At 71.5% G+C, this 24,819-nt stretch carries 23 protein-coding genes and 1 CRISPR repeat array; of the genes, 10 read left to right on the forward strand and 13 right to left on the reverse strand.

The window, feature by feature from the left end; genetic code table 11:
- Window positions 1-140 precede the first annotated feature (140 nt).
- Together ACIP89_RS19695 and ACIP89_RS19700 are read right to left on the reverse strand one after the other, a co-directional pair.
- Complete coding sequence (locus tag ACIP89_RS19695; RefSeq protein ID WP_401924642.1) at window positions 141-2,240, reverse strand: flotillin family protein; 2,100 nt, start codon at window positions 2,238-2,240, stop codon at window positions 141-143.
- A gap of 250 nt (window positions 2,241-2,490) precedes the next feature.
- Entirely contained in the window at window positions 2,491-3,150 is a 660-nt protein-coding gene (locus ACIP89_RS19700; protein WP_401924640.1) for a hypothetical protein, read from the reverse strand.
- Window positions 3,151-3,458: 308 nt separating this feature from the next.
- On the opposite strand from ACIP89_RS19700, the gene ACIP89_RS19705 reads away from it, so the two are divergent.
- On the forward strand, window positions 3,459-4,544 hold the full coding sequence (locus ACIP89_RS19705; RefSeq protein ID WP_402115909.1) for a PucR family transcriptional regulator: 1,086 nt from the start codon (window positions 3,459-3,461) through the stop codon (window positions 4,542-4,544).
- A gap of 159 nt (window positions 4,545-4,703) precedes the next feature.
- Entirely contained in the window at window positions 4,704-6,218 is a 1,515-nt protein-coding gene (locus tag ACIP89_RS19710; protein WP_401926296.1) for an MFS transporter, read from the forward strand.
- A gap of 152 nt (window positions 6,219-6,370) precedes the next feature.
- On the opposite strand, the gene ACIP89_RS19715 is transcribed toward ACIP89_RS19710, so the two are convergent.
- On the reverse strand, window positions 6,371-6,898 hold the full coding sequence (locus ACIP89_RS19715; protein WP_402115911.1) for a nitroreductase family deazaflavin-dependent oxidoreductase: 528 nt from the start codon (window positions 6,896-6,898) through the stop codon (window positions 6,371-6,373).
- Between the two features lie 112 nt (window positions 6,899-7,010).
- Here ACIP89_RS19715 and ACIP89_RS19720 point away from each other — a divergent pair, with 112 nt between their 5' ends.
- Window positions 7,011-7,571, forward strand: a complete 561-nt coding sequence (locus tag ACIP89_RS19720; RefSeq protein WP_401924632.1) for a MarR family winged helix-turn-helix transcriptional regulator — start codon at window positions 7,011-7,013, stop codon at window positions 7,569-7,571.
- 8 nt (window positions 7,572-7,579) lie between these two features.
- Here the strand turns inward: ACIP89_RS19720 and ACIP89_RS19725 are convergent, their stop codons facing one another.
- The 5 genes from ACIP89_RS19725 to ACIP89_RS19745 form a co-directional block, all read right to left on the reverse strand.
- A complete protein-coding gene (locus tag ACIP89_RS19725) occupies window positions 7,580-8,839 on the reverse strand; it encodes a cation:proton antiporter (RefSeq protein WP_401924630.1) in 1,260 nt (419 codons plus the stop codon).
- Window positions 8,840-8,841: 2 nt separating this feature from the next.
- Window positions 8,842-9,312, reverse strand: a complete 471-nt coding sequence (locus ACIP89_RS19730; RefSeq protein WP_024492051.1) for a cation:proton antiporter regulatory subunit — start codon at window positions 9,310-9,312, stop codon at window positions 8,842-8,844.
- A gap of 916 nt (window positions 9,313-10,228) precedes the next feature.
- Window positions 10,229-10,366 carry a hypothetical protein gene (locus tag ACIP89_RS19735; RefSeq protein WP_401924627.1) on the reverse strand — a complete coding sequence of 46 codons (138 nt, stop codon included), beginning with the start codon at window positions 10,364-10,366 and terminating at the stop codon, window positions 10,229-10,231.
- 230 nt (window positions 10,367-10,596) lie between these two features.
- Window positions 10,597-10,782, reverse strand: coding sequence for a hypothetical protein (locus ACIP89_RS19740; protein WP_401924623.1), 186 nt, complete (start codon window positions 10,780-10,782; stop codon window positions 10,597-10,599).
- Window positions 10,783-10,910: 128 nt separating this feature from the next.
- Window positions 10,911-12,161: a helix-turn-helix domain-containing protein gene (locus ACIP89_RS19745; protein ID WP_401924620.1), complete on the reverse strand. Its 1,251-nt coding sequence runs from the start codon at window positions 12,159-12,161 to the stop codon at window positions 10,911-10,913.
- 56 nt (window positions 12,162-12,217) lie between these two features.
- Between ACIP89_RS19745 and ACIP89_RS19750 the strand changes: the two genes are divergently transcribed.
- From ACIP89_RS19750 to cas2e, 4 genes are read left to right on the forward strand one after another with little or no spacing between them, the layout of a single operon-like run.
- Window positions 12,218-12,787 carry a type I-E CRISPR-associated protein Cas5/CasD gene (locus ACIP89_RS19750; protein WP_402116155.1) on the forward strand — a complete coding sequence of 190 codons (570 nt, stop codon included), beginning with the start codon at window positions 12,218-12,220 and terminating at the stop codon, window positions 12,785-12,787.
- A gap of 1 nt (window position 12,788) precedes the next feature.
- Window positions 12,789-13,580: a type I-E CRISPR-associated protein Cas6/Cse3/CasE gene (gene cas6e, locus ACIP89_RS19755; RefSeq protein WP_401924618.1), complete on the forward strand. Its 792-nt coding sequence runs from the start codon at window positions 12,789-12,791 to the stop codon at window positions 13,578-13,580.
- A gap of 9 nt (window positions 13,581-13,589) precedes the next feature.
- Window positions 13,590-14,561, forward strand: a complete 972-nt coding sequence (gene cas1e / locus ACIP89_RS19760) for a type I-E CRISPR-associated endonuclease Cas1e (protein WP_402115913.1) — start codon at window positions 13,590-13,592, stop codon at window positions 14,559-14,561.
- The gene (gene cas2e, locus ACIP89_RS19765) at window positions 14,558-14,908 is read left to right on the forward strand and encodes a type I-E CRISPR-associated endoribonuclease Cas2e (protein ID WP_402115914.1); all 351 of its coding nucleotides are present in this window, start codon (window positions 14,558-14,560) and stop codon (window positions 14,906-14,908) included. The genes cas1e and cas2e overlap by 4 nt, the downstream gene beginning before the upstream one ends.
- A gap of 186 nt (window positions 14,909-15,094) precedes the next feature.
- Window positions 15,095-16,160: direct repeats of the CRISPR family, unit length 29 nt; unit sequence CTGCTCCCCGCGCGTGCGGGGATGAACCC.
- Window positions 16,161-16,312: 152 nt separating this feature from the next.
- On the opposite strand, the gene ACIP89_RS19770 is transcribed toward cas2e, so the two are convergent.
- The 3 genes from ACIP89_RS19770 to ACIP89_RS19780 all read right to left on the reverse strand — a co-directional run bounded on the left by ACIP89_RS19770 (window position 16,313) and on the right by ACIP89_RS19780 (window position 18,938).
- On the reverse strand, window positions 16,313-17,752 hold the full coding sequence (locus tag ACIP89_RS19770) for a flotillin family protein (RefSeq protein WP_402115916.1): 1,440 nt from the start codon (window positions 17,750-17,752) through the stop codon (window positions 16,313-16,315).
- A 75-nt stretch (window positions 17,753-17,827) separates the two neighbouring features.
- A complete protein-coding gene (locus tag ACIP89_RS19775; RefSeq protein ID WP_401924614.1) occupies window positions 17,828-18,337 on the reverse strand; it encodes a hypothetical protein in 510 nt (169 codons plus the stop codon).
- A 115-nt stretch (window positions 18,338-18,452) separates the two neighbouring features.
- Window positions 18,453-18,938, reverse strand: a complete 486-nt coding sequence (locus tag ACIP89_RS19780) for a peroxiredoxin (protein WP_401926309.1) — start codon at window positions 18,936-18,938, stop codon at window positions 18,453-18,455.
- A gap of 199 nt (window positions 18,939-19,137) precedes the next feature.
- Here ACIP89_RS19780 and ACIP89_RS19785 point away from each other — a divergent pair, with 199 nt between their 5' ends.
- The 3 genes from ACIP89_RS19785 to ACIP89_RS19795 all read left to right on the forward strand — a co-directional run bounded on the left by ACIP89_RS19785 (window position 19,138) and on the right by ACIP89_RS19795 (window position 22,115).
- The gene (locus tag ACIP89_RS19785; RefSeq protein ID WP_402115918.1) at window positions 19,138-19,869 is read left to right on the forward strand and encodes an alpha/beta hydrolase; all 732 of its coding nucleotides are present in this window, start codon (window positions 19,138-19,140) and stop codon (window positions 19,867-19,869) included.
- A 91-nt stretch (window positions 19,870-19,960) separates the two neighbouring features.
- On the forward strand, window positions 19,961-21,679 hold the full coding sequence (locus ACIP89_RS19790) for a SpoIIE family protein phosphatase (protein ID WP_402115920.1): 1,719 nt from the start codon (window positions 19,961-19,963) through the stop codon (window positions 21,677-21,679).
- Between the two features lie 40 nt (window positions 21,680-21,719).
- The gene (locus tag ACIP89_RS19795) at window positions 21,720-22,115 is read left to right on the forward strand and encodes a hypothetical protein (protein ID WP_401924606.1); all 396 of its coding nucleotides are present in this window, start codon (window positions 21,720-21,722) and stop codon (window positions 22,113-22,115) included.
- Between the two features lie 223 nt (window positions 22,116-22,338).
- Here the strand turns inward: ACIP89_RS19795 and ACIP89_RS19800 are convergent, their stop codons facing one another.
- The gene (locus tag ACIP89_RS19800; protein WP_401924604.1) at window positions 22,339-23,187 is read right to left on the reverse strand and encodes a GNAT family N-acetyltransferase; all 849 of its coding nucleotides are present in this window, start codon (window positions 23,185-23,187) and stop codon (window positions 22,339-22,341) included.
- Window positions 23,188-23,306: 119 nt separating this feature from the next.
- Window positions 23,307-24,701 (reverse strand): hypothetical protein, encoded by a 1,395-nt coding sequence (locus ACIP89_RS19805; RefSeq protein WP_401924601.1) that lies wholly within the window; start codon window positions 24,699-24,701, stop codon window positions 23,307-23,309.
- Between the last annotated feature and the right edge of the window lie 118 nt (window positions 24,702-24,819).

The raw sequence follows: 24,819 nt of genomic DNA on the forward strand, positions 1-24,819 counted from the left end.
CCCGGGAGTGGGATGCCGGAGCGGGAGGGGGAAATCGAGCCCGTCCGGCGATCGAGGACACGGTGTCGCTCGGGGGTGGGGCGCCGGAGCGGGCGGGGCCGAAACCAAGCCCGTCCGGCGACCGAGGACACCGACTCCGGCTACGGGACCGGCGTACCGTTGCGCGCGGCCGCGACCCCGTTCAGCGGCAGGTCCGCGAGGCCCAGCGCGCGGGCGTGCTCCAGCAGCTCGCGGACCTGGTCCGCACCCACGCCTCCGGCCCCCGGCGCGGACATCATCCGCATCAGCAGCGCCGACACCGTCAGGTTCTGCACATCACCCGACGACACGGAGCCCAGCACCTTCGTCAGATCGTCCGTGAACGAGGACGTGCCGTTCAGCCACGGCCCGGCCAGGGCCTTCGCCGTGTCCGAGTTGCCGACGAAGCCGTCGAGGCTCTTGCCCATGGAGATGGACGAGACCAGCCGGTCGAAGAAGACCGACTCCCCGCCGACGATGTCGATGTCCGCGTTCTCCAGCCCGGCCGACACGATCGTCGCCTGCGCCTCGGCGACCTGCCGCTGCACATCGAGCCCGGCGAGCCGGATCTCCTTCTCCGCCGCAAGACGGAGCCGGTACTCCTCGTGCCCGCGCGAGGCGTCGTCCAGTGCCGCCATCGCGGCCGCCTTGTCGGTGAGCCCCGCCGCCTCGGCCTTCAGCTTCTCGCCGATCATCGCCGCGTCCGCCGTCGCCTGGGCCTGCGTACCCTCCGCCTCGGCCAGCGCCTTGAGCCGCGCGCCCTCCGCCTCTGCCCTGAGCCGGGCGGACGTCGCCTCGGCCTCGGCCAGGCCGGTCTTCTCGATGACCTCGGCCGCCGCGTCCCGCACCTGCACATCCGCGAGACCGGCCGCGGCCGACTCCGCCTGCACACCCTCGGCCAGCCGCAGCTTCGCACGGGCGTCGAGATCCGCCGTCTTCAGCCGGGCCTCCGCGAGCGTGAGCTGCTCGGCCGCCCGGTGGGTGGCCGCCGCCTCGGCGGCCTCCGCCGCCTTGATGTCCTTGACCAGCAGCTCCTGCGCCTCCGCCTCCGCGGCGATGATCACCGACTTGCGGGTGCGCTCGGACTCCTCGACGGACCGCAGCGTCTTGATGGACTCCTCCTGCTCGGCGACCGTACGGTCCACCGCGATCCGCTCCCGGATCACGTCCGCGACCTCGCGGCGCTCGGCCTCGACCTCCTTCGTCGCGGCGATCCGGTTCAGCTCGGTCTGCCGCTCGCGCCCGATGACCTCGATCATCCGGTCCTTCTCGATGCGCTCGTTCTCCACCGCGATGACCCGCTCGCGGTTCTTCTGGGCGACCGCGATCTCCCGGGCCTGGTTCTCCCGCTGGATGCCGAGCTGCTCCTCGGTCTTGATGAACGCGCCCTGGGCGCCGAGGCGTTCCTCCTCCTGGACCCGGGCGGTCGCCGCCTCCTCGCGGGCCCGCAGCGTCTCGACCTCGCGGCGCTGCTTGATCTCGGCCTCGGCCTGGCGGCGCTCCAGCTCCAGGATGGTCTCCCGGGCGTCCACGTCCTGCCGGGTGATCTCCTTCTGCTCGGTGCGCTGGTACTCGTTGGTGCGCACGTGCTCGATCGCGGTCAGCTCGGTGATCTTCCGAATGCCCTGCGCGTCGAGGATGTTGGCGCCGTCGAGCTGCGTCATCGGCGTCTGCTCAAGGAAGTCGATCGCGGCGTCGTCCAGGTGGTAGCCGTTCAGATCGGTGCCGATGACCCGGATGATCCGGTCCCGGAACTCCTCGCGCTTGGTGTACAGGTCGACGAAGTCCAGCTGCTTGCCGACGGTCTTCAGCGCCTCGGAGAACTTCGCGGCGAAGAACTCCTGGATCGCGACCTTGTCGCTGGCCCGTTCCGTCCCGATGGCCTGGGCGACCTTGATGACGTCCTCGACGGTCTTGTTGACCCGTACGAAGAACGTGATGTGGATGTCGGCGCGGATGTTGTCCTGGCAGATCAGGCCCTCGCGCCCGGTGCGCCGGATCTCGATGGTCTTCACCGAGATGTCCATCGACTCGGCCTTGTGCAGCACCGGCAGGACGACGGCACCGGTGAAGGTCACGTCGACCTTCTTGGTCTTGGAGATGATCAGGGCCTTGCCCTGCTCGACCTTGCGGAAGAGCCGGGTGACGATCAGCAGCAGGGCGATCGCGATGAGCAGGACCACGGCGATGAGCAGGCCGAGGCCCAAGGAGATGGCTTCCATGACAGTCCTTGGCGGCTGGTGGTACGGAAAATGAGAGGTAGGGGGAGGCGGGGCGCGCGGCTCAGCACCCCGGCGAGCGGGTCGCGGCAGCACACACAGGAGGTGCGGACACGCGGTACGGAGACGGTGTACGGACATCCGGCGCGGACCCGCGGCACGGGCGTGTGACGGAGACCGGCAGCGGGACCGCGGCGGACACGGTCGGTCGGGACGGGCAGTGGAGGCGGGCCGTACGCGAACGCGGCGGGGTTCAGCCGGTGTGGCCGGGAGCGGAGCGCCGGCGCGCGGGCAGCGGCTGCGGCGGCCCCGGGTCGAGCGCCTTGTCGTACGGCGAGACCCAGAAGAACTCGCCCGCGTCGTCATAGGCGTACAGCAGCCCGGAACTCCCCGAGGTCAGCTCCGCGTCGGCCGGCCGCAACTGCCTGACCTGGACGATCGCGGTGGACCCGTCGGCCGCGGCGACCTCGGCCTGGCCGAAGTCCGGACCGACCGAGCCGGTACGGACCGTGCACACCCGGCCCAGGAAGTCCTGGCGCGATGGTGGAGGCTGGTCCGGGAAGAAGCGGCGGAAGTGGTGCACGAGCACCCGCACCACGGCCCAGGCGATCACCAGCGCGCCGACGAGGATGCCGAGCGCGAGCGCGGCCCGGGGAGTACCGGTGACCGCGCTGCGGTGCAGCAGCACAGAACCGGTCAGCGAGGCGAACCAGGCGACGGTCACCATGACGGACACCGAGACGGTGACCGGCACACCGCCGACCCCGGCCAGATCGGCGTCGAGGTCCGCGTCGAACGAGTGGTGGTCGGCGGCCCCGGCCAGCACGAGCAGCCAGAAGGCGATCACGACGACGAGCGCCGCGGCGAAGAGAACGGCCGGGAAGGACAACGTCGCTGTCAGGAACTCACTCATCGGTTCCACCCCCCCTGCCGTCCCGCCGACAGGACTTGCCGGCGTCTGCGCGCGGTCCGGCGATGACCGCGGTGCTGCGGCACCGCCGGAGCGGTACCGCAACAGCCGGGTCGTCCCCCGTCCCCCGTAGCACCCCCGTGTTTCCCCCCGTGGTCCCCCGATCGGTGCTGACTGGAGCGTGCCATCCGGTGACGGGCCGTCGCACTGCCGGAGTCCGGCAATCTTTCTCCGTCCTCGATGCCGGGCACCGGCACCGGACCATAAGCGTTGGGTAAATGTCAGCAACGAGTCAGAACTGGAGGCGGGCCGTGCCTGAGCCGGAGATTCCCGACAGCTTTCTGGAGGGCTACGCCCAGATCCTGGGCGAAGTGGCCGTCACCGGGCGGCGGCTCACCCGGGAGGAGCTGGAGATCCGCCGGTCCCTGGGCAGGCAGGCCGCGGAGTCGGGACACCAGCTGCGCGCTCTGGTCCGGATGCACCTGGCGGAGACCCGTACCGCCTGGCCGGGCGCCGCTCCCGGCGCCACGGCGGCCACCGTGGCGGCGGTCACGGAGTGCGTGCTGGCCGCGGCGGAACAGGCGGTCGACGCGTTCGCGGAGGGCTTCGAGCGGGCCCAGCGGCTCACCGTGCGGCGGGAGGAGGCGGCCCGCCGGGAGTTCATCGACGACCTGCTGTACGGGCGCAGCGACCTGGGCCGGCTCGCGGAGCGGGCCACCCGCTTCGGGCTGCGGCTCTCGCGCGCCCACGCGGTGGCGGTGGCGGCGGGCCCGGAGGCGTACACCGAGACGGATGCCGTGCCCCGGCAGGTGGAGTCGGCGCTGCTGGCCCGGTTCAGCGGCCGGAAGATCCTCATCACGACGAAGGACGGACGGCTGATATGCATCGCGCCGGGCAGCCAGCCCGACGTCCTGAGGTACTTCGCCAAGCAGGCGCACGCGGCGACGGACGGCGGCCGGGTCGCCGTCGGCCGTGCCCACCGGGGTCCCGGCGGAGTGGTCCAGTCGTACGACGAGGCGCTCGACGCCCTCGATCTGGCCGACCGGATGGACCTGGACGACCCGGTGCTGTACTCCGCCGACCTGCTGGTCTACCCGGTGCTGACCCGGGACCGGCAGGCGATGTCCGATCTGGTGCGCAGTGAGCTGGGGCCGCTCCAGGAAGCGCGGGGCGGGGCGGAACCGCTGCTCAAGACGTTGTCCGTGTACTTCGAGTCGGGCTGTGTCGCCGCCGAGACGGCACGCCGGCTCGCGCTGAGCGTGCGCGCCCTCACCTACCGGCTGGAGCGCATCCACCAGTTGACCGGCTCCGACCCGTCCGACCCGATGCACCGCTACACCCTGCAGACGGCGGTGATCGGGGCCCGGCTGCTGGACTGGCCCGCGAAGGAGGTGTGAGACCGCCCTCCCGTGAGACCGCCTTCCCCCCGCCGCCTTCCCCCCGCCGCCTTTCCCTCGCCTCCCCGGCGACGCTCCCCGCATGCGGGCGGGCCGACCTCCGCCTAGCGTGATCAGTCGGGGGATCCGGCGGTGTGCGCAACGAGGGAGATCCGCACCATGGCCCGACACGCGCGTGAGCCACGGAAGCCTGCCGAGAAGGGCGAGAACGGCGAGAACGCGCCGGGGCGCGGTGCGTCACACCGGTGGTGGGTACTGGGAGTGATCGGGCTCGCCCAGCTGATGGTGGTGCTCGACGCGACGATCGTGAACATCGCGCTGCCCTCCGCCCAGCAGGAGCTCGGCTTCAGCGACGGCAACCGTCAGTGGATCGTGACGGCGTACGCCCTCGCCTTCGGCTCGCTGCTGCTGCTCGGCGGCCGGATCGCGGACCTGGTCGGCCGCCGGGTGGTGTTCCTGATCGGACTGGTCGGCTTCGCGGTGGCCTCCGCGATCGGCGGCGCCGCCCCGAGCTTCGAGATCCTGGTGCTGGCCCGCGCCCTCCAGGGCCTGTTCGGCGCGCTGCTGGCCCCGGCCGCGCTCTCCCTGCTCACCACCACGTTCACCGTCCCGAAGGAGCGGGCGAAGGCCTTCGGTATCTACGGGGCCATCGCGGGGGCGGGCGGCGCGGTGGGGCTGCTGCTCGGCGGGGTGCTCACCGAATACCTGGACTGGCGCTGGTGCCTGTACGTGAACCTGCTGTTCGCGTCCGTCGCGTTCATCGGCGGCTGGCGGCTGCTCACCGCGGGTGCGCCGGTCGACCGCCCGAAGCTCGACATCCCGGGGACCGTGCTGGTATCCGGAGGGCTCTTCTGCATCGTGTTCGGATTCTCCAGGGCGGAGACCCATCCGTGGAGTTCGCCGGACGTCTGGGGGTTCCTGGTGGCCGGCGCGGTGCTCGTCGCCGCGTTCGCGTGGTGGCAGACCAGGGCCGCGCATCCGCTGCTGCCGATGCGGGTGGTGCTCGACCGGGACCGGGCCGCGTCGTTCCTCGCGATGTTCATCTCCGGCGGCGGCCTGTTCGGGGTGTTCCTGTTCCTCACGTACTTCCTGCAGAAGAGCCTGTTCTACTCGCCGGTCAGCACAGGTCTGGCGTTCCTGCCGATGATCGCCGTCATGATCGTGACGTCCGTGACGACGACGAACGTCCTGGTGCCGAGGCTCGGCGCGAAACCGATCGTGCCGCTCGGCATGGGTCTCGCGGCGGCCGGCATGGTGTGGCTGACCGCGCTGGACCTGAACAGCACCTATGCCGCCCATGTGCTGCCCCCGCTGATCTGCCTGGGCCTGGGCCTCGGCATGATCTTCGCCACGGCGATGAACCTGGCCACCGCCGGGGTCTCCGCCCGGGACGCCGGAGTGGCCTCCGCGATGGTCAACACCAGCCAGCAGGTGGGCGGCTCCATCGGTACGGCTCTGCTGAACACCCTCGCCACCAGTGCGGCCACCAGCTACCTGGTCGGCCGCCGCCCGACCCCGGCCGCGATCGCCCAGTCCCAGCTGGAGAGCTACACCACCGCGTACTGGTGGTCCGCGGGCTTCTTCGCCGTCGGACTCCTGGTCACGGTGATCCTCTACCGCAGGGGCGTTCCGCGGCCGCACCCGGCGGAGGAGCCCGAACCCGTACAGACCTGAGCCGGCTCCGGCTCCGCCTCCGGACCCGGACCTGACCCCGGCTCCGGACCCCGGCTCCGGACCCCGGACCCGGACCTGACCCCGGCTCCGGCCCTCCCCGGACCCGCCCCCGGCCCTGGCTCCGCCTCCCGGCCCCTGACCGGACCCGGGTCTCAGCGGTCGCCGCCGCCGACCGGGGCGCCCTCGGTGAGGCGTAGGAACGCGATGGACTCGCCCGCGTCCCGGCGGCCCTCCGCGCTGCCGTCGACCGTGAACCCCAGGTGCGCGCAGAGCCGCCGGGCGAGCCGGGGGCGACGGGGTGCGCAGCGCACCATCAGCTCGCCGCCCTCCCGGGCCGGCAGCTCAGCCGCCGTCACCGCGTGGAACCGGCGGCCGATCTGCACGGTGGCCTGCGGCGTACGTCGCAGATCGCGGTACCAGTCGGCGCCGGGCCCGGATCCGGACGCCACGGTCCAGCTCAGCCGGCCGTCCACCGTCGCGGACTCGACCACCTCGACGGCGGTCCGGCGCGGCTGTCCCGAGGTGTGCCCGGTGTGGACGAGGAGCAGCAGCCGTCCCCGGAACAGCGGCCCGAGCCCGGCCCGGAACATATGGACCGGAAGCCGGGCGAGGGTACGCCGCCAGCCGCCCCGCGGGGCGGGGGGCCGGGGCCCGGACGAGTCTGCGGATGGATCTGTCACTGTGCAAACGTTGCACAGTGACAAGATCTACGCCACCGTCGCGGACGGGGCTCCCGCGGTGGGAGTACGCGGTCGCAGTGGGAGTACGCGGTCCGGCGCGGTACAAAGGGGCATGGCCGCGCACGAACAGTCATCTGAGAAACGACCGTCCGCCCCGTCCGCCACCGGCAGGGACGACGTCGACGCGGTGACGCGGGCGGTGCTGACCGCGTCGAGACTGCTGGTGGCCGTTTCGGCCCGGTCGCTGGCGGCGGTCGAGGACCGGGTGACGCTGCCGCAGTTCCGGCTGCTCGTGGTCCTGGCCACCCACGGGGACGCCAAGCTGGTCTCGCTGGCCGAGCGCCTCGGCGTCAATCCGTCGACCGCGATGCGCATGCTGGACCGGTTGATCCTCGCCGGTCTGGCCGAGCGCCAGGTCAACCCGGCCAACCGCCGGGAGACGGCCCTGCGGGTGACCCCGGAGGGGCTCCAACTGGTGGAGGACGTCACGACCGGCCGCCGCCGGGAGATCGCCTCGATCGTCGAACGCCTCGCGCCGGAGCAGCGGTCCGCGTTGGTCGAGGCGCTGACGGCGTTCACCGCGGCGGGCGGCGAGCCGGCCGTTCCCGGGGGCGGTGCGGACGCGTACCCGCTGGGCTGGCTGCCCGACCTCCCCGCCGCCCAGGACGGCTGAGGCCGCGGTCAGTCGGTCTGGGCCAGCTCCTCCTGCGGGGCCGGCACCCGTGCGGCAGGAACGGTTCCGCTGCTGCTAGCGCTGGACGATGCGGTGGGCTTGTCCCCGCTGCCGCCCCGCCACTCCTGGATCTTCTCGACGATCGGCTGCGTCCAGCGGGCGGTGAGCGGGCCGACGATGACGAGGATCAGGACGTACGCGGTGGCGATGGGGCCGATGCGAGGCTCGGTCGCCACGGCCAGACCGGCGATGACGATGGAGAACTCGCCCCGGGCGACCAGCGTGCCGCCCGCCCGCCACCGCCCGCGCGAACCGATGCCGGCCCGCCGTGCCGCGTACCAGCCGGTGGCGATCTTGGTGAAGACGGTGACGACGGCCAGCAGCGCGGCCGGGAGGAGCACCGGCGGGATCTCCGCGGGGTTGGTGGAGAGCCCGAAGAACACGAAGAAGACGGCGGCGAAGAGGTCCCGCAACGGGGTCAGCAGCTTGCGCGCTCCCTCCGCGACCTCGCCGGAGAGCGCGATGCCGACCAGGAACGCCCCGACGGCCGCGGACACCTGCAACTGCTGGGCGACCCCGGCGACCAGCACGGTCAGCCCGAGCACGACGAGCAGCAGCAGCTCGGGATTGTCGGAGGACACGGCCCGGCTGATCAGCCGTCCGTGCCGCAGCGCGAGGTAGAGCACGAAGCCGACGGTGCCGAGCGCGACGAGCAGTGCGATGCTGCCACCGGCGAAGCCCACACCCGCGAGCATCGCGGTGAGCAGCGGCAGGTAGACGGCCATCGACAGGTCCTCGATGACGAGCACCCCGAGGATGACGGGCGTCTCCCGGTTGCCGAGCCGTCCCAGGTCGGCGAGGACCTTGGCGATCACCCCGGACGACGAGATCCAGGTCACCCCGGCCAGGGCCACCGCCCCCACGGGCCCCCAGCCGAGCAGCAGCGCGGCGACGGCACCGGGGGTGGCATTGAGTACGAAGTCCACGGCCCCGGACGGATACTGCGTCTTCAGACTGGTGACGAGTTCACTGGCGCTGTATTCGAGCCCCAGCAGGAGCAGCAGCAGAATGACGCCGATCTCGGCGCCGACAGCGGTGAACTCCTCACTCGCGCCGAGCGGCAGCAGCCCGCCCTCACCGAAGGCGAGTCCGGCCAGCAGATAGAGGGGGATCGAGGAAAGGCCTATTCGGCCGGCGAACCGGCCGATGATGCCGAGCCCCAGAATGACGGAGCCGAACTCCACCAGCAGTGCGGTCGTGTCGTGCACGGTCAGCCCTCCGCAATAATCTCGGAGAGCGTGTCCACGCCCTCGCGCGTACCCACGACGACGAGCGTGTCCCCGATGGCCAGCCGGAAGTCCGGCCCCGGCGACGGATGCGCACTGTGCGTACGCAACACCGCCACGATCGAGGCCCCGGTCCGCGTCCGCGCCCGGGTGTCCCCGAGCAACCGCCCGCCGTACGGCGACCGCGTCCCGAGCGGTATGTGCTCGGTGACCAGATCGATCCCCTCGGTCCGCACGGCGTCGATCGGCGCGGCATCGATGAGATGCGCGAGCCCGGTGGCCTCCTGTGGAGTCAGGGGTACGGAGAGCCGGCACGAATCAGGGTCGTCCTGATCGTAGAACCCGATGAACCGCCGCCCGTCGTGATGCACGACGACGGAAATGTGCTGGCCCGTCTCGGTGGTGTAGTCGTACTGCACTCCGACTCCGGGCAGCGTGGTGCGGTGGGTTCCCATGACTTCCTCCCGAGGAGCGCGACGCTTACGAAACGCACTTGGTGATCTCTTTAGTCCCGCATTACCCTAACCGGACCTTTGGTGGGGTCTTCGGGTTTGCATTCCGCCTGTGGGTGGGCGGTTCCCTCGGTGCGGCTTGCGGGGTGGGATGGGCGGCTCGATTGGGTGCGGCTTGCGCTCTGGTGCGCCTTTCGCTCCTTGGTGCCACGGCCGGGCGGTGCGGCGGCGGAGCACGGCTTGGGGGGTTCGGGCGGTGAACAGTACGGGCCCGGGGTCTAGAGATGGGCTATTTGATCCTTTATGTCGGAGTTCGTGAAGCTGCTTCGAAATGGCAGGATGCGTCCAGAGAACCCGAGGTCAGACAGTCTGCTCCCCGCGCGTGCGGGGATGAACCTCGACTGCCGCAGCTCGTCGAGCAGCCACTCGGCTGCTCCCCGCGCGTGCGGGGATGAACCCCTCTGGGCCATCGCCGACAGCAACCCGGGCGACTGCTCCCCGCGCGTGCGGGGATGAACCCTAGATGCAGGAAACCGCTTGTGCTGTTTTTGGCTGCTCCCCGCGCGTGCGGGGATGAACCCGCGCCCAGTTGGGCCGGAGTCCACACCATGACCTGCTCCCCGCGCGTGCGGGGATGAACCCTCCTCCTTCCAGAGCCCGCAGAACGGGACGCCCTGCTCCCCGCGCGTGCGGGGATGAACCCCTGGTCCGGTGGCGCCACAACACACAGACCAACTGCTCCCGCGCGTGCGGGGATGAACCCACGGCGAACTTCCGGCCGAACGGGACGCCCTACTGCTCCCCGCGCGTGCGGGGATGAACCCTTGCCGACCTCGTTCGGGAGTATGCCCGCCCGCACCTGGACCGCTGCCGGCCTCAGATACGGGCGGGAGGTCAGCGACCCGGGTGCTGCGGGTAACTACTGTGGGTGCGTTCGGGGCCTGGCGCACAGCACCCTGTGGACGTTGACCGTGACCCCGGCGCCCGAGGCCGCGTCGATATAGATCTGCTCGGCCTCGTCCGGCCGCATCATCTGCTCGCAGCGATCACAGATCACCGGGCCTCCTCAGGGGTGGTGACGAGGCGGCAGCGCGCGACCTCTTCGTACTCTGTGTGCCCCATCCGCCCGGGCGTGCTTCAGCGCCCAGATGTCAGGGGTGATGTGTGAGCGGCTCGGCTCGGACTCCTCGCCGCAGCCTGGGGTGAGGCAGCGGATCAGGATGACGGTCTGCGGTGCCTCGCCCCGGGGAGCACCGATCGTCCACTCCATGAACCGCATCACCAGGCTCATGTGCTCGCCCGCGTGGCCTGGGCCGCGCAGGTCGCGGTGTCCGCGCATGCCCGGGGGAACCAGCTGTACGCGGCTCCGTCGGCCGGGTGCGTGCGCTGCTCGCCCAGGTCGACGTCCAGCCCGGACACGAGGGGGTGGTCGCACCAGATGCAGCGCCAACCACGGGCCTGCTGCTCGGTCAAGGTGCTGACTGGTGATAGTGCTCTCACGATCACGGCATCCTCGGCTCGTCGGCGGTCGGTATCCCGACGGTACGAGCGGGCAGCACAGGCGAGGGGCAGGATTCCTGCCCCTCGCTCACGGGCTCGAACTACGCCGCGAGTAGTCCGATTTGCTCGGCCAGGGCCGCGGCACGCTGGCGGCGAGCTGGCACTCGGGACTCCGTCTCCTCCAGCACGATCCGGCGGGCGTACCCGTTGTAGCGGATCGTCTCCGGGGCTGCTCGGTGGGCGCGCTCCAGCGTGGCTAGGGCCGTCTCAGGCTGCCCGTCCAGCTGATACGCGCGGGCCTCCTCGATGCGGTGTCGGGCCAGGCGAGGCCGTGACGGGATCGCTGTGCTGTCTGCGTCGATTGCCTGCCGCACTGACTCCCCGCCAGCCCGCAGCTCCACGGCCACGGTCACGGCGTGGGCACCCATGATGGCGGTGGAAAACGACGTAACCGGGTGGTAGTAGCCGGGTGACAGCCGGGCCGCGGTGGCGTTCGCCTTGTCCCACCACCGCCACGCCTCGCCCTTCGCCCCCCGCCGGGCCGCCGTATACCCCACCTCGAATTGGAGGGCGCCTGCGATGGCGATCGTGCGGTCGTCGGCGGCTGGGAGGAACCGCTGTATGAACTTTAGGGCCTCCATCGTCATGGCGTCGGCCGCGTCGAAGTGCGCGGGCCCACTGTCGCGGTGTGCCTGCGCGGCCAGCCACGCCGCAACACCGATCGCGTGCGGATCCTCGGACTCCTGCGCCGCGACCATGCCACGCTCGGCCACCCGCCACAGCAGGGCACTGTCCGGCTGGTAGGCCACGAAGAACTGGCTGAGGCTGTACACCTCGGACAGGATGGCCTGCCCCACCCGCCGCTCAGCCGCCGTGTCCGCCTGCCGCACTGTCAACTGCGCGTCCCGGATCAGCCCCGGTAGTAGCTCGCCCAGCACCTCGCGGTGGTTCGGCGCGCGGTGCCGTGCTTGCCACGCCTTCGCCAGTCGAGCCGCTACGTGTTCGGCCGGCGGCGCCTGCCGGTCCGCGCTCAGCGACAAGGCATTCACCGCCGCCCGCACCTCCGGCAGCCGTGAGTGCCCCGGCCCGATGAACAGATCGACGGGGGTGGACTGGTCGCCGGTCAGGTCCGAAAGGTCGCGGACGCGCAGCAACTCGGCGATGCGCAGGATCACGGGAAGCTTCGGCATACCGATCAGCCCCGTCTCGACTTGCTTCACCCACGACTGCGACATCCCCAGCAGCCCCGCCACGACCGGCCGCGACATGCCCCGCTTCGTACGGAGGATCTGCATGCGTTGGCCGAATGCGAGCGGATCGGCGTACGGGTCCGGGGTAGCATCATCTGGCATGGCCTTGCCCCTCTCTGAACAGCTCGTCACTGTCAGGGTATGGGGCAAGGCCCTTTCTGTGTGGCCCGTCATGTGACACCCGCATCCGGGACTTCCAGACCGCCCACCACGACGACACGGGCAAATCCATGCCGGTGTCCGAACGCTTCTACCTTGCGGACGCCGTGTTCGTCGCCGGGCTGGAGGGCGACGAAGACCTGCTCGTACAACTGCTCGCAGCCGTACGCAATCCCGTCTTCCTGCCCTTCCTCGGCCGGAGATCATGCCCGCCGAGCCGCAACATCGATCTGGGGCTGCATCCCGGAGCCGAGCTCGCCGCGACCCTGGCCGCCCATGAATGGCAGGCGTCCGACTGGTACCGGGAGCGACGGCGCAAGGACGAGTCCGTAGACCTGACCGTGCTCCTGGAGGCCGGGCCCGACGACGGCGCGGAGGGGCCGGGTGATGCGGTACGGGATCAACCGATCAGCTTCGACCCGCGCCATCGGCGGTACGGGTTGCGGGGCGTGGTCGCACGAACGGTGACGGTGCCCAACCCCCGTGCCGACCGGAGGAACAACCGGGTGGCCCTCCCCTCGCACGATGCGGTGGGCCACCTCACTCTGCTGGACAGGGACGGTGCCTGACATGTACCTCACGCGCTTTCGCTTCAACGCGGCAAGGACCGGTGCTCGGCGGCTGCTGACGTCACCGCAGATGCTGCACGCGGCGGTTATGTCCTCCTTCCCCGAGGCACCCCCCACACCCGACGGGGGACCGCGGGTGCTCTGGCGGATCGACTACAACTCGGCGGCCGAGGTACTGCTGTACGTCACCAGTCCGGCCAAGCCGGACCTGACCCACCTGGTGGAGCAGGCGGGCTGGCCGACGGCGGAACCCCAGGGCTGGTCGACGTACGACTACGCCGCCTTCCTGTCCGGACTGTCCGCCGACAGTGTCTGGGAGTTCCGGCTCACGGCCAACCCGGTCCACAGCATCCGCCGCAAAGAGGGCGAGCCGACGAAACGCACTGCGCACCGGACGCCCCGCTACCAGATCGAGTGGCTGCTCAAGCAGCAGGACCGCGGCGGCTTCACCATCGTGGAGAAAGCGCCGGAGGACCGTCGCCTGGAGCGAGGGGACGAGTACGAACTGGTGGTAGGCGGGGCCCGGGGGCTGTCATTCAGCAAGAACAGTGCCTCGTCCGGTAGGAACAGTCCTTCGTCCAGCAAGAGCAGCGCCTCTTCCCGTAAAGACGGTTCCGCCAGTAGGGGCAGCTCCGCGACGGCGGGCGGCAACGCCGTACGGATCGCCGCCGTTACCTACCAGGGCCGGCTACGGGTGACCGACCCCGAGGCTTTCCGCTTGAGGCTGGCGTCCGGACTGGGCAAGGCGAAGGCCTACGGCTGCGGGCTGATGACCCTTGCTCCCGTGGTGTGAGGACGGACCATGACCTCTCCGTCGCTGGGAGCTCGCAAGCTCTCGTCACCGCGCGAACTGAGCAGGGTGGGGGACCGGCTGTCCTTCGTCTATCTGGAGCGGTGCGTCGTACACCGTGACGCGCACGCCATCACCGCAGAGGACGCGGAGGGTACGAGGCACATCCCGTCCGCGACCATCGGAACCCTCCTCCTCGGCCCCGGAACCCGCATCACCCACCAGGCCATGAGCGTCCTGGGCGAATGCGGAGCGGGGGTGGTCTGGGTCGGTGAACACGGAGTCCGCTTCTACGCGGGCGGGCGGGCCCTCACCCGCTCCTCCGCCCTGGTGCAGGCTCAAGCCACGGCGTGGGCGAACCAACGCCGACGCCTGGCGGTCGCCCGCGCCATGTACCGGCTGCGCTTCCCGGACGAGGACCCGGCCCGCCTGACCCGTCACGAGCTGCTCGGGCGCGAGGGGACGCGTGTCAAAGCCTGCTACCGCAAGGAGGCCGCCCGCACCGGCGTCCCCTGGCACGGCCGTCACTACACTCCGGGCGACTTCGCATCCGGCGACGCACCCAACCAGGCGATTACCGCGGCGGCCCAGTGCATGTACGGCATCGCCCACGCCGTCGTGGCCGCTCTCGGATGCGCTCCGGGCCTCGGGTTCGTCCACTCTGGCCACGAACTGTCCTTCGTGCTGGACATGGCCGACCTCTACAAGACAGAAATCGGCATCCCGGTCGCGTTCGACGCCGCTGCCGAGGGCCCTGAAGACATCGGCTCCCGAACCCGACGCGCCCTGCGGGACGCCGCGAACCGTACGGGCCTGATGGACCGCGTGGTCACCGACATCCAGGAACTCCTCGGAGCCGGGGGCGGGTCTCGATCCGGTGCAGATGCAGCCGACGAGGACGCGCGGGATCGGGTGATGCTCCAGTCGGACCACGGAACGGAGCTCAGTGCTGGGAGGAATTACGAGGAGGGCATTATCTGGTGACGGTCATTGTCCTCACCAACTGTCCGGCGGCCCTGCGCGGCTTTCTCACACGCTGGCTCCTGGAGATCTCCCCGGGCGTCTTCATCGGCGGCCCCTCCACGCGCGTGCGCCAGACACTGTGGGCGGAGGTCAGGCAGTACTCGGGCCAAGGGCGGGCCCTTCTCGCGTACAGCGACAACAGCGAGCAGGGGTACGCGTTCGAAACCCACGACCACAAGTGGCATCCGGTGGACCACGAGGGCCTGACACTGATCCTCCGCCCGAAGGACAGACCGCCGCCTGCTCTGTCACCACCCGCCAAGGGCTGGAGCAAGGCGGCGAAGCGGCGGCGGTTCGGGGGGCGCTGAGAGCGGCGAGCGTCTGCTTCGCTGAGGTTTCCCGAACCGCGTCACATCGACATCCCCGCTGTCCGTTGCCCGTCAATGACCGGAGCGGTGGCGGCCCCGGAGGATAACGAGAGAGGTGAAATGTCCGAGTTGCTGAAGCTGCTTGAATTCGGCCAGTCCGCCGGATAGACGCGCAGGTCAGGGAGTCTGCTCCCCGCGCGTGCGGGGATGAACCCAGCTTCATGCTCGCGTCGATCTTGTCGGACGACTGCTCCCCGCGCGTGCGGGGATGAACCCCGAGTCATGATGATCCGGAAGCGAGAAGCATTCTGCTCCCCGCGCGTGCGGGGATGAACCCGGTCTCGACGTACGACACCGTCATCGACGTGGCTGCTCCCCGCGCGTGCGGGGATGAACCCCTCACCAAGGCGGTTGCCGTCGCCCTTTCCGACTGCTCCCCGCGCGTGCGGGGATGAACCCTGTCATGTCTCAGGACCGCCCGGCCGTGTGTGCTGCTCCCCGCGCGTGCGGGGATGAACCCGGGGAGGCGTCCATGACCACCGCATTACCTCTCTGCTCCCCGCGCGTGCGGGGATGAACCCATCGTGATGGTGTGCTGGACCGGCGCGGGCAGCTGCTCCCCGCGCGTGCGGGGATGAACCCGCTTCCGGGGTCCAGTTCTTGTAGCCGTGACGCTGATCCCCGCGCGTGCGGGGATGAACCCTCCGATCATGACCAACGCGCTTGTCTGCTTCTCTGCTCCCCGCGCGTGCGGGGATGAACCCCCGTACATCCGGGCCGCATGGAATCAACCCGGCTGCTCCCCGCGCGTGCGGGGATGAACCCGCAAGTTCCGCTCGAAAGGAACAGCCGCCAGTCTGCTCCCCGCGCGTGCGGGGATGAACCCTTCCCGGCGGTCCCGACCACGCCGTTGCTGTGCTGCTCCCCGCGCGTGCGGGGATGAACCCGTGATGTTCGTGTTCCGTGACGCGTCCGGCTCCTGCTCGCCGCGCGTGCGGGGATGAACCCACGTCCCCGTCATCTTCTCCCCCGTTCTCAGGCTGCTCCCCGCGCGTGCGGGGATGAACCGGCCGAGGAGAAGCGCGCGACCGCCTCTGGTGACTGCTTCCCGCGCGTGCGGGGATGAACCCGAGCCGACGTCCTGGATGGCCCACTGGGCGTCCTGCTCCCCGCGCGTGCGGGGATGAACCCCTGTGCCTCTGCCCGGTTGATCGGCACGCGCTCTGCTCCCCGCGCGTGCGGGGATGAACCCGCTCCTGCGCCGTCGCCTCCGTACGAGCATGGCCCCACCGCCCCCAGTCGCCCCCGCGGCCCCCGGACCAACGCGCGTGCCCGGGCGGTTGGGGGGAACCGGCCGGGCACGCGAGGGTGTTGCTGTCGTGGGTGCTGCTGTCGGGGTGGACGTCAGTCCGTGACCTCGATCTTGTCGTTCTTCGGGGTGGACGGTTCCGGCTGGGCCGGGACCGCGGGCTTCGGGGTGGTGCCCTTGAGGTTCTGCAGGAGGGCGGCGAGGTCGACGCCCGTGGTGGAGCTGAGGAGTTCCATGCCCTGGGCGACGTTGTCCGTGACGGTGCGCGAGAGCTGGCTCGCGCCGTCCGTCGAGATCACGGTCAGCTTGTCGATGGCGCTCAGCGGCTCGGACGCCTTGGCGACGACCTGCGGGAGCACCTCGACGAGCATCTGGAGCACGGCCGCGTCGCCGTACTGGGCGAAGGCGTCCGCCTTCTTCCGCATGGCCTCGGCCTCGGCCGAACCCCGCGCGGCGATGGCGGCACCCTGGGCCTCGCCCTCGATGCGTACGGCGTCGGCGAGGGCCGAGCGGTGCAGCTTCTCGCCCTCACCGGTCAGGCGGGAGCGCTCGGCGTCCGCCTCGGCCTCCTTGACCTGGGCGATGCGGCGGGCCTCCGCCTCCTGCTCGGCCTGGTAGCGGGCGGCGTCGGCGGGCTTGCGGACCTTGGTGTCGAGCTCGCGGTCGGTCAGGGCGGCCTGGCGCTCGGCGACCTTCTCCTGCTCCTGGAGGATCTCCTGGCGGCGGGCGGCCTCCGCGAGGGGACCGGCGGCGTTGGCCTTCGCGGCGGCGGCCTCCGTCTCGACCTTGATCTCGGCCTGCTTGAGGTAGTACGTCCGCTCGGCGATGGCGATTTCCTCGGCGGCCTTCAGCCGGGCCTGCTCGGAGGCGCGGCGGGCGATCGCCTCCGCGATGTCCGCCTCCTGCTTGGCGCGGGCGGCCTCGGGGCGGCCGAGGTCCTCCAGGTAGGAGCCCTCCGTGGTGATGTCCTGGATCTGGAAGGCGTCCAGGATCAGGCCCTGGCCGGAGAGGCTGGCCTCGGCCTCCTCCGCCACCTGGCCGGCGAACGCGGCCCGGTCGCGGATGATGTCCTCGACCGACATCCGGCCGACGATGGCGCGCAGCGCGCCGGAGAGCACTTCCTGGGTGAAGCCGACGATGCCGTTCTGCTGCTGCAGGAAGCGCTGGGCGGCGGCCCGGATGGCGTCCTCGCTGCCGCCGACCTTGACGATCGCGACGCCTTCCAGGTGGGACTTCACACCGCGCAGCGTGACGGCTCCGCGCACGGCGACGGGGATGTGCCGGCTGGAGAGGTCCAGGGTGAACTTCTGCTGGACGAACGGGACGACGAAGACGCCGCCGCCGACGACGACCTTCTGGCCGCTGTTGTCGATGCTGGCCCGCCCGGTCACCGGGTCGACGGACTTCTTGCCGCGGCGGCCGGTGATGATGAACGCCTCACTGGGCCCGGCGACCTTGTAGCGGGTGATGACCACGAGGGCCAGCAGGACGAGGAGTACGACGACTCCGACGATGGCGATCAGTACTGGACTCATGAGGTGTCCCCCTCTGCCTCCCGACGGGGACGGCAGTTCTGTTGCGAGCGGTGATGGATCGGCCGGCTTGCCGGCTCAGCGTTCGACGGGGCGGACCGAGACCGAGGTGGTCGAGAGCGTGGCCTCGACCCAGATCTCGGTGCCGCGTTCGACCGGCGCCGTGCTCTTCGCCGACAGCTTCACGACGTGCCCTCCCAGCCGCAGCAGCACCTCGCCGTAGCCGTTGGCCGGAATGGCCGTGACCACGGACCCGGACGAGCCGATGAGATCGTCGTCGCGCGGTGTGGCGTTGGTCTGGTCCCGCATCAGGGCCTGGCTGAACTTCCAGGTGAGCCAGGCGGCGATCAGACCGGCCACCGCACCGGCCCCCACGGCGGCGAACGTGCCGGCGCCGGTCGTGCCGAGCACGATGGCGCCGCCGAAGCCGAGCATCGAGACGAAACCGGCGATCACCGGAAGGGAGAGCAGCCCGTCGAAGAGGCCGTCCAGCACACCCCCGAAGAGGCCTTCGAGGATTCCGTCGAAGATCAGGGACAGCGCGAGCAGCACGACTCCCGCAATGCCGAGACCGAGAAACAAGGTCACGTGATCACCCCTCCCGGTCTGTGGAATCCGCGGAATCCCCCGAACATTTCCGTCGAACTGGCTGGATGGTCCCATACATACCGGATCGGGGACACTGCCGGGTTCCGGCAGTCTTCTACGGGGTCTGGATGCCGGAGAGGTGGCCCGCCAGGGTGTCCATCGACTGGAACGTGGCACCGAGGAGCGCTACGTGCTTCCAGCGCAGCACCCCCTCCGCGTCGATGAGGAACACCGCCCGGCGTACGCCGATGCCGGGGGCCGCCACCCCGAAGGTCCGGGCGAGTTCACGGCCGGTGTCCGCCAGCAGCGGCATCCGCAGGCCGTGGGCGCGGGCGAAGGACTCGTGGCTGTCCACATCCTGTGGACTGATTCCCCAGACCTGCGCGTCGAGCCCCTCGAAGGTCTCCATCCCGGAGGAGTACGAGCACAGCTGCTTCGTGCACACTGCCGTGTTGTCGCCGGGGTAGAAGGCGAGGACCACGGCCCGGCCGCGGGCGGCGGAGAGTGTGTAGTCGCGGCGTTCGAACGTATCGCCGTCGAGTGCGCCTCCCGGGAGGGTGAAGTCCGGGACGGTACTACCGAGTTGTGGTGACGAGCCCATGGTGTGTGTCCTTTGTTCCGCGCCGCTGTTCCGCGCCGTTGATTCCGTGTCGCTGTTCCGCGCCGCTGGTTCCGCATGCTGTTCCGCGCCGCTGGTTCCGCGTTGCTGTTCCGCGCCGCTTGCTTCCCGTTGCGACGGTGCCGTCCGTGCTCGTACAGCATGCTCGTTACGGCTCCACCCATCCGCACCGGAGGTACGCATGACACGACGACAACCGCCGACCGCGGCGGTACTCCTGCTGCACGGCGGACGGGAGGACGGCCTCGGGGCGCCGCCGCCCGGACCGTTCAACCTGCCCGCGCTGCGGATGCGCCCCTTCGCGCACGCACTGCGGCGGGCGCTGCCGGGGGACGTCCTGGTGCGCGCCGTCCGGTACGGGCACCGGGGGTGGAACGGGGCGCGGGCCGATCCGCTGCACGATGCCGTGCGCGCCCTGGACGAGCTGCGGCGTGCGGCGGGGGACGTTCCGGTGGTGCTGGTGGGGCACTCGATGGGCGGCCGCGCCGCGCTGCACGCCGCCGGGCATCCACTCGTACGGGGCGTGGTCGGGCTCGCCCCGTGGTGCCCGGACGGCGATCCGGTCGAGCAGCTCGCCGGGCGGGACATCGTCCTCGTGCACAGCCCCCCGGACCGGGTCACCAGTGCGGCGGCCTCCCGCACGCTCACCGGGCGGGCCCGCCGGGCCGGGGCCCGGAGCTGTCTGGTCACCGTGCCCGGCAGCGATCACCCGATGCTCCGCCGGGCCCCCGTCTGGCACCGGCTGACCACCGCCCTGGTCACCGGGCTGCTGGACCGGGCCCCGCTTCCGGAGCCGGTCGCACGGGCCCTGCGGCTGCCGCCGGGGTCATCGGCCGAGGACGGGACGGTGGAGCTCGACCGGCTGCTCCCCGGCTCTTCACGGTCGGCCGCGCGCTCGGGGACCGCCCGCTGATCAGCCGTCTGCGGATGCGGGGCCGGGGCGGGCGGCCGACCATGGAGGGCCGGGCAGTCGGGCGGCCCGCGCCCTGTCCCAGGAGGTTGCCTTGCAGGCCGATGAGTACGCCGGCGGTCCGCCGCCGCTCGACACCATGGCGCTCGCGGCCCTGATCGGTGGAACCACGGCCGGGGTGGGGGTGCTCGACACCGAGCTGCGCTACCTCTACGTGAACCCGGCCCTCGAACGGCTCAACGGCATCCCGGCCGCCGAGCACCTGGGCCGTACGGTCGCCGAGGTGCTGCCCGAGGTCGATGCCCGGGAGGACCTGATGCTGGCGGTGCTCTCCGACGGGCGGTCCCGCGAGATCACCTCCAGCGGCCGGACCCCCGCCGGACCGGGCGGCGCCCGGCGCTACTGGCACGGCGCGTACCACCGGCTGGAGGTGGACGGCCGGGTGGTGGGCGTCGCGGGCATCCTGATGGAGGTCCTGGCCTCCGACGAGGAGCGGCGCCAGCTGGCCCAGGCCCAGCGCCATCTGCGTCTCCTGGACACCGCGAACACCCGCATCGGCACCACGCTCGACATGGACACCACCTGCGCCGAGCTGGTCGACCTGGTGGTGCCGGGGCTCGCGGATCTCGCCACGGTCGAGGTGTTCCCGCGGGACGTCGCCCCGCCGGTGCGCCCCGCGCCGCCCGGGGTGACCCGGTTGCGGCGGGCGGCGATGACGGCGGTGCCGGGGCTGCGCGAGCGGGTCGCGCCGTTCGGGGTGGCCGGGGACTACATCGACTACCAGGAGGACGCGGCGGTGACGCGCTGCCTGGCCGCCAACCAGCCGGTCGTCGAGAACCTCACCGGAGACGAGCAGCTGGGCCGCCTGGCGCCCTCCCCCGAACGGGTCGCCGTCTACCGGGCCCTCGGGATGCACTCGGCGGTCATCGTGCCGGTCTCCGTGCGCGGCGGGCCCATCGGCGTCCTCGGCCTGGTCAGGGCGGGGGACTCACCGCCCTTCACGGAGCAGGACGTGGTGGTGGCCCGGGAGCTCGCCGGACGGGCCGCCGTCGACCTGGACCACGCGCGCCGGTTCACCCACGAGCACACCATCGCCCTGGAGCTCCAGCGCTCCCTGCTCTCCGAACCTCGCCAGCCGCATCCGCACATCGAGGTCGCCACCCGTTATCTGCCGGCCGACCGGAGCGTGCTGGTCGGCGGCGACTGGTTCGACATCATCCCGCTGCGCGACGGCCGCCACCTCAAGGCGATGGGCGATGTGATGGGCCACGGCGTGGAGGCGGCCGTCGCGATGAGCCACTACCGCTCGCTGCTGCGGCTGCTCGCGGACGAGGAGCTGCCGCCGCACCGCATCCTGCGGCAGCTGGACCGGATGGTGGAGCGGTCGGGGCTCGACCGGGCGGCGACCTGTCTGCTCGCGGTCGTCGACCGGTCCGGCGGGAAGTGCCTGGTGTCGAGTGCGGGCCATCTGCCGCCGGTCTTCATCGACCCCGGGACCGCGGGCACCCAGCTGGGCGACGTACCGGCGGGGCCCCCGCTCGGCACCGGGTTCGGCGGCTACCGGACGACGGAGGTGCGGTGCGCGCCGGGAACGGTGCTGTTCATGTACACCGACGGCCTGGTGGAGCGGCGCGGGGAGGACATCGACGTGTCCGTCGGCCGGCTCAAGGATCTGCGGCTGCCGGCGAGCGGCGGCCTGGAGGAGCTGCTGGACGAGGTGCTCGACCGCTTCGGTCCGGGCGCGGAGGACGACATCGCGGTGATGGCCTCGCGGGCCCGCTTCGCCCCCGGCGGCGGGGGCGAAGCCGGCTGATCAGGCGGCACTGTCAGTGGCGGCTGCGAGGATCGGTGGCATGAAGCCGCTCCTCCTCGCCGACATCGAGGCCGCCGTCCGCAGCAGCTGGGGCGCCGACACCACCACTCCCGCGCACCGGCCGCACTGGACCTCCGGCAACCCCGCCCGGGACCAGTGCGGGGTGACCGCCCTGGTCCTGCACGACCTGCTGGGCGGTGACCTGATACGCGGTGAGGTCCGGGTCGACGGGGTGCGCACGGACTACCACTGGTGGAACCGGCTGGGCCCGGGGACGGAGATCGACCTGACCCGTGAGCAGTTCGCGCCGGAGGAGGTCGTCACCGGCGGCACGGTGGTGCCCAGGCCACCGGAGATCGGCCGGCTGCGCGAGGAGTACGAGCTGCTCCGGGACCGGGTCCTGGAGCTGCTGCACGGGCGCGGGCAGCGGATCTGACGCAAGACGTGGTCGCGGTAGTGGATCTGACGCACGCGTGGTCGCGGTAGTGGACCTGACGCACGCGTGGTCGCGGTAGTGGACCTGACGCACGTACGGTCGCCGGTTGCGGATCTGACGCCCGCACGCACGGGCGCGGGCAGTGGACCAAGATCCGTTCGGTCCGCTCGACGATCTGACGCCCGCACCGCACGGGCGCGGGCGGCGGATCCGACGCGGCGGGTCAGCCCAGTTCGAGGCTGGTGATGCCGAACAGGCCGGAGTGGTCGACCTCGGGCGACGCGCCGGTGTACATGCGGGCCGTCTCGAACGACGGGGTGAGCCCGAGCTGTTCCGCGAGCCGTACCGCAGCCGGATTGACGTCGGGTACGTCCACGGCGACCGGGGCGGACGGGTCGGTCGCCGCCAGCGCGCTCACCAGGGCGGCGGCCGTCTCCGGCGTGGCCGCGTACAGCGGGCCGATGCGGGAGGACGTACGGCAGGCACGCATCACCGCGAGCCCCCGCACCTCTCCCTCGTGCAGCGCGACCAGCGCGGTGCGGCCGGGGGCGGTGGTCCAGGCCGCCAGGAAGCCGTCGCGCTCCGCCGGGAAGAACCGGCGGTCGTACGCGGTGACCTGGCCGAAGGGCAGGGTGCGGGCGTCGGCCAGGGTGACGCCGGGCGGCGGCGCGATGCCGACCGGCGCCAGCCCCTCGTACCGCATGTTCGTCCAGACGGGGCGGAAGCCGGACCTGCGGTAGTTGGCCTGCTGCTCCACCACCCCGTCGAGGCCGGTGTTCCGCCCGTCCAGCCGGGCGGTCCCGGTGGCCCAGAGCCGGCTGCCGTAGCCCTGGCCGCGCAGCTCGGGGCGGGTGAGGTAGAAGCCGAGGAAGCCGTGGTCGCCGCCGTAGCGGATCACGGAGACACAGGAGACGGGCGCACCGTCGAGCCTGCCGATCAGGAATCCGCAGGGATCGGCGGCGAAGAAGGCCTGACCGTCGGTCAGGCCCGGGTTCCAGCCCTCTGCATGGGCCCAGTCCGCCATCATCCTGATGTCGTCCGCGCTTGCTGTGGTGATCTCGAATGTCGGCACGGGACAAGCCATACCCGGGCGCCGGCGGTTCAACGACCGACCGCCCCCTTCACCACCCGTCGTTCCTCCTGCCCCAGCCGTTCGCGCCCGCCGATTACACGTTTTCCCTCTCCCCCCGTTCACCATCCCGTCCAGAGCAGGTGGTTGACGAGCAGGGCGACGGCCGCCTGGGCGGTCAGCCAGCCGCGGCGGCCGCGTGCGGGCAGCAGCGCGGCCGCGGGCAGCAGCCAGAGCATGAAGGGCTGCCAGATCCGCTCGGTCTCCGCCTTGCTCATCCCGGACAGGTCGGCGGCCAGCAGCATGAGGAACGCCGCGAGCACGACGAGGACCAGCCGCTGCGGCGCGGCCGTGGTCCCCGTCCGCAGCGTGTTCAGGGCCCCGGGCGCGGCCGTCGCGGTCCGGCGCAGTCCGGCGACCGTCGCGGGTCCGACGGCGATCGCGGTGCAGGCGAGGTTGGCCCAGACCCAGTACCAGTACGGGCGGAACCCGCCCGCCGCCTGGTAGTAGCGCTCGACCAGCAGGTGGTACGCCTCCCACCAGTTGAAGCCCGCCAGGGTGAAGGCGGCCGGCACGACCAGCGCCCCCAGGACGAAGAGCGGAACCGGCCGGGCCGTCCGGGCGAGCAGGAGCACGGTGAGCAGCGGCAGCGCGATGAGCGCCAGGCCGTAACTGAGGTAGCAGGTCAGTCCGTACAGCAGCCCCGAACCGAGTGCGGCGGTCGCGGGGCTGCGGGCCTTCCCGGTCGCGGCCAGGGCCAGCAGGGCGACGGACCAGGCGGCGACTGCGGCGAAGTAGCCGTCCGCGGAGGTGCCCGCCCAGACCGCGACGGGCGCCAGGACGAGGAAGGGCGCGGCGCGGCGGGCGGTGCGCTCGTCGGCCAGGGCCCGGACGGCGACCAGCGCGGCGACGGCGGCGGTGGTGCCGGTGACGATGCACCAGACCCCGGCCCAGCCGCCCCCGCCGAGCCCCACACGGTCCAGCAGGACGAAGGTGAGGGTGGCGCCCGGCGGGTGTCCGGCGACATGGGCGGGCCAGTTGCCGGGCGGGCCGATCAGGATGTGGTCGTTGAAGCCGCGCAGGGCCGCGCCGATGTCGTCGAAACGGCCGATGACCCTGAGGTACTCGTGCTTGGTGGTGAGGCGTTCCGCGATGCCGCGCCCCCAGCCGTCGATCAGCGCCAGCGAGAACACCCAGGCGAGCGAGGCGCCCCAGCAGCTCAGCAGCAGGTTCCGCCAGCGCAGCCGGGCGGCGAGGACGGGACCGTACGCCACCACGGCCACGGCGACGGCGGGGGCGGCCGCGGTGCCGGGGCCGGTGTGCGGGTACCAGGACGCGAGCAGCGGTGGCCAGTGGACGTACAGGACGCGGGCGTAGTCCTCGATGTTCCGGCCGACGAGCGCGGCGGCGGCGACCAGCAGCACGGCCGCGCCCACGGCGGCCAGGTCGGCGCGGCCGCCGCTGCGGCGGCCGCTCTCCGGTTCGGTGCGCTGTTCCGCGCGTTCCTCGGTCTTCACCCAGGCACGGTATGCACGCCGGGACGGCGCGGCCGGCTGCTGACGGGGCGCGTCACCGAACCGTCAGATTCCCGCACCCGGCCGGACCCGCAGACCCGCGGACCCGGCCCCCGGACCC

Source organism: Streptomyces sp. NPDC088730, from assembly GCF_044751215.1.
GTDB lineage: Bacteria > Actinomycetota > Actinomycetes > Streptomycetales > Streptomycetaceae > Streptomyces.

Bases quoted from the DNA above. Each gene is read 5' to 3' on its own strand.
- ACIP89_RS19695 (WP_401924642.1), bottom strand. From the start codon at position 2,240: ATGGAAGCCATCTCCTTGGGCCTCGGCCTGCTCATCGCCGTGGTCCTG.
- ACIP89_RS19730 (WP_024492051.1), bottom strand. From the start codon at position 9,312: ATGGGAACCCACCGCACCACGCTGCCCGGAGTCGGAGTGCAGTACGAC.
- ACIP89_RS19780 (WP_401926309.1), bottom strand. From the start codon at position 18,938: ATGGGCTCGTCACCACAACTCGGTAGTACCGTCCCGGACTTCACCCTC.
- cas1e (WP_402115913.1), top strand. From the start codon at position 13,590: ATGACCTCTCCGTCGCTGGGAGCTCGCAAGCTCTCGTCACCGCGCGAA.
- ACIP89_RS19795 (WP_401924606.1), top strand. From the start codon at position 21,720: ATGAAGCCGCTCCTCCTCGCCGACATCGAGGCCGCCGTCCGCAGCAGC.
- ACIP89_RS19770 (WP_402115916.1), bottom strand. From the start codon at position 17,752: ATGAGTCCAGTACTGATCGCCATCGTCGGAGTCGTCGTACTCCTCGTC.
- ACIP89_RS19700 (WP_401924640.1), bottom strand. From the start codon at position 3,150: ATGAGTGAGTTCCTGACAGCGACGTTGTCCTTCCCGGCCGTTCTCTTC.
- ACIP89_RS19720 (WP_401924632.1), top strand. From the start codon at position 7,011: ATGGCCGCGCACGAACAGTCATCTGAGAAACGACCGTCCGCCCCGTCC.
- ACIP89_RS19745 (WP_401924620.1), bottom strand. From the start codon at position 12,161: ATGCCAGATGATGCTACCCCGGACCCGTACGCCGATCCGCTCGCATTC.
- cas6e (WP_401924618.1), top strand. From the start codon at position 12,789: ATGTACCTCACGCGCTTTCGCTTCAACGCGGCAAGGACCGGTGCTCGG.
- ACIP89_RS19785 (WP_402115918.1), top strand. From the start codon at position 19,138: ATGACACGACGACAACCGCCGACCGCGGCGGTACTCCTGCTGCACGGC.
- ACIP89_RS19710 (WP_401926296.1), top strand. From the start codon at position 4,704: ATGGCCCGACACGCGCGTGAGCCACGGAAGCCTGCCGAGAAGGGCGAG.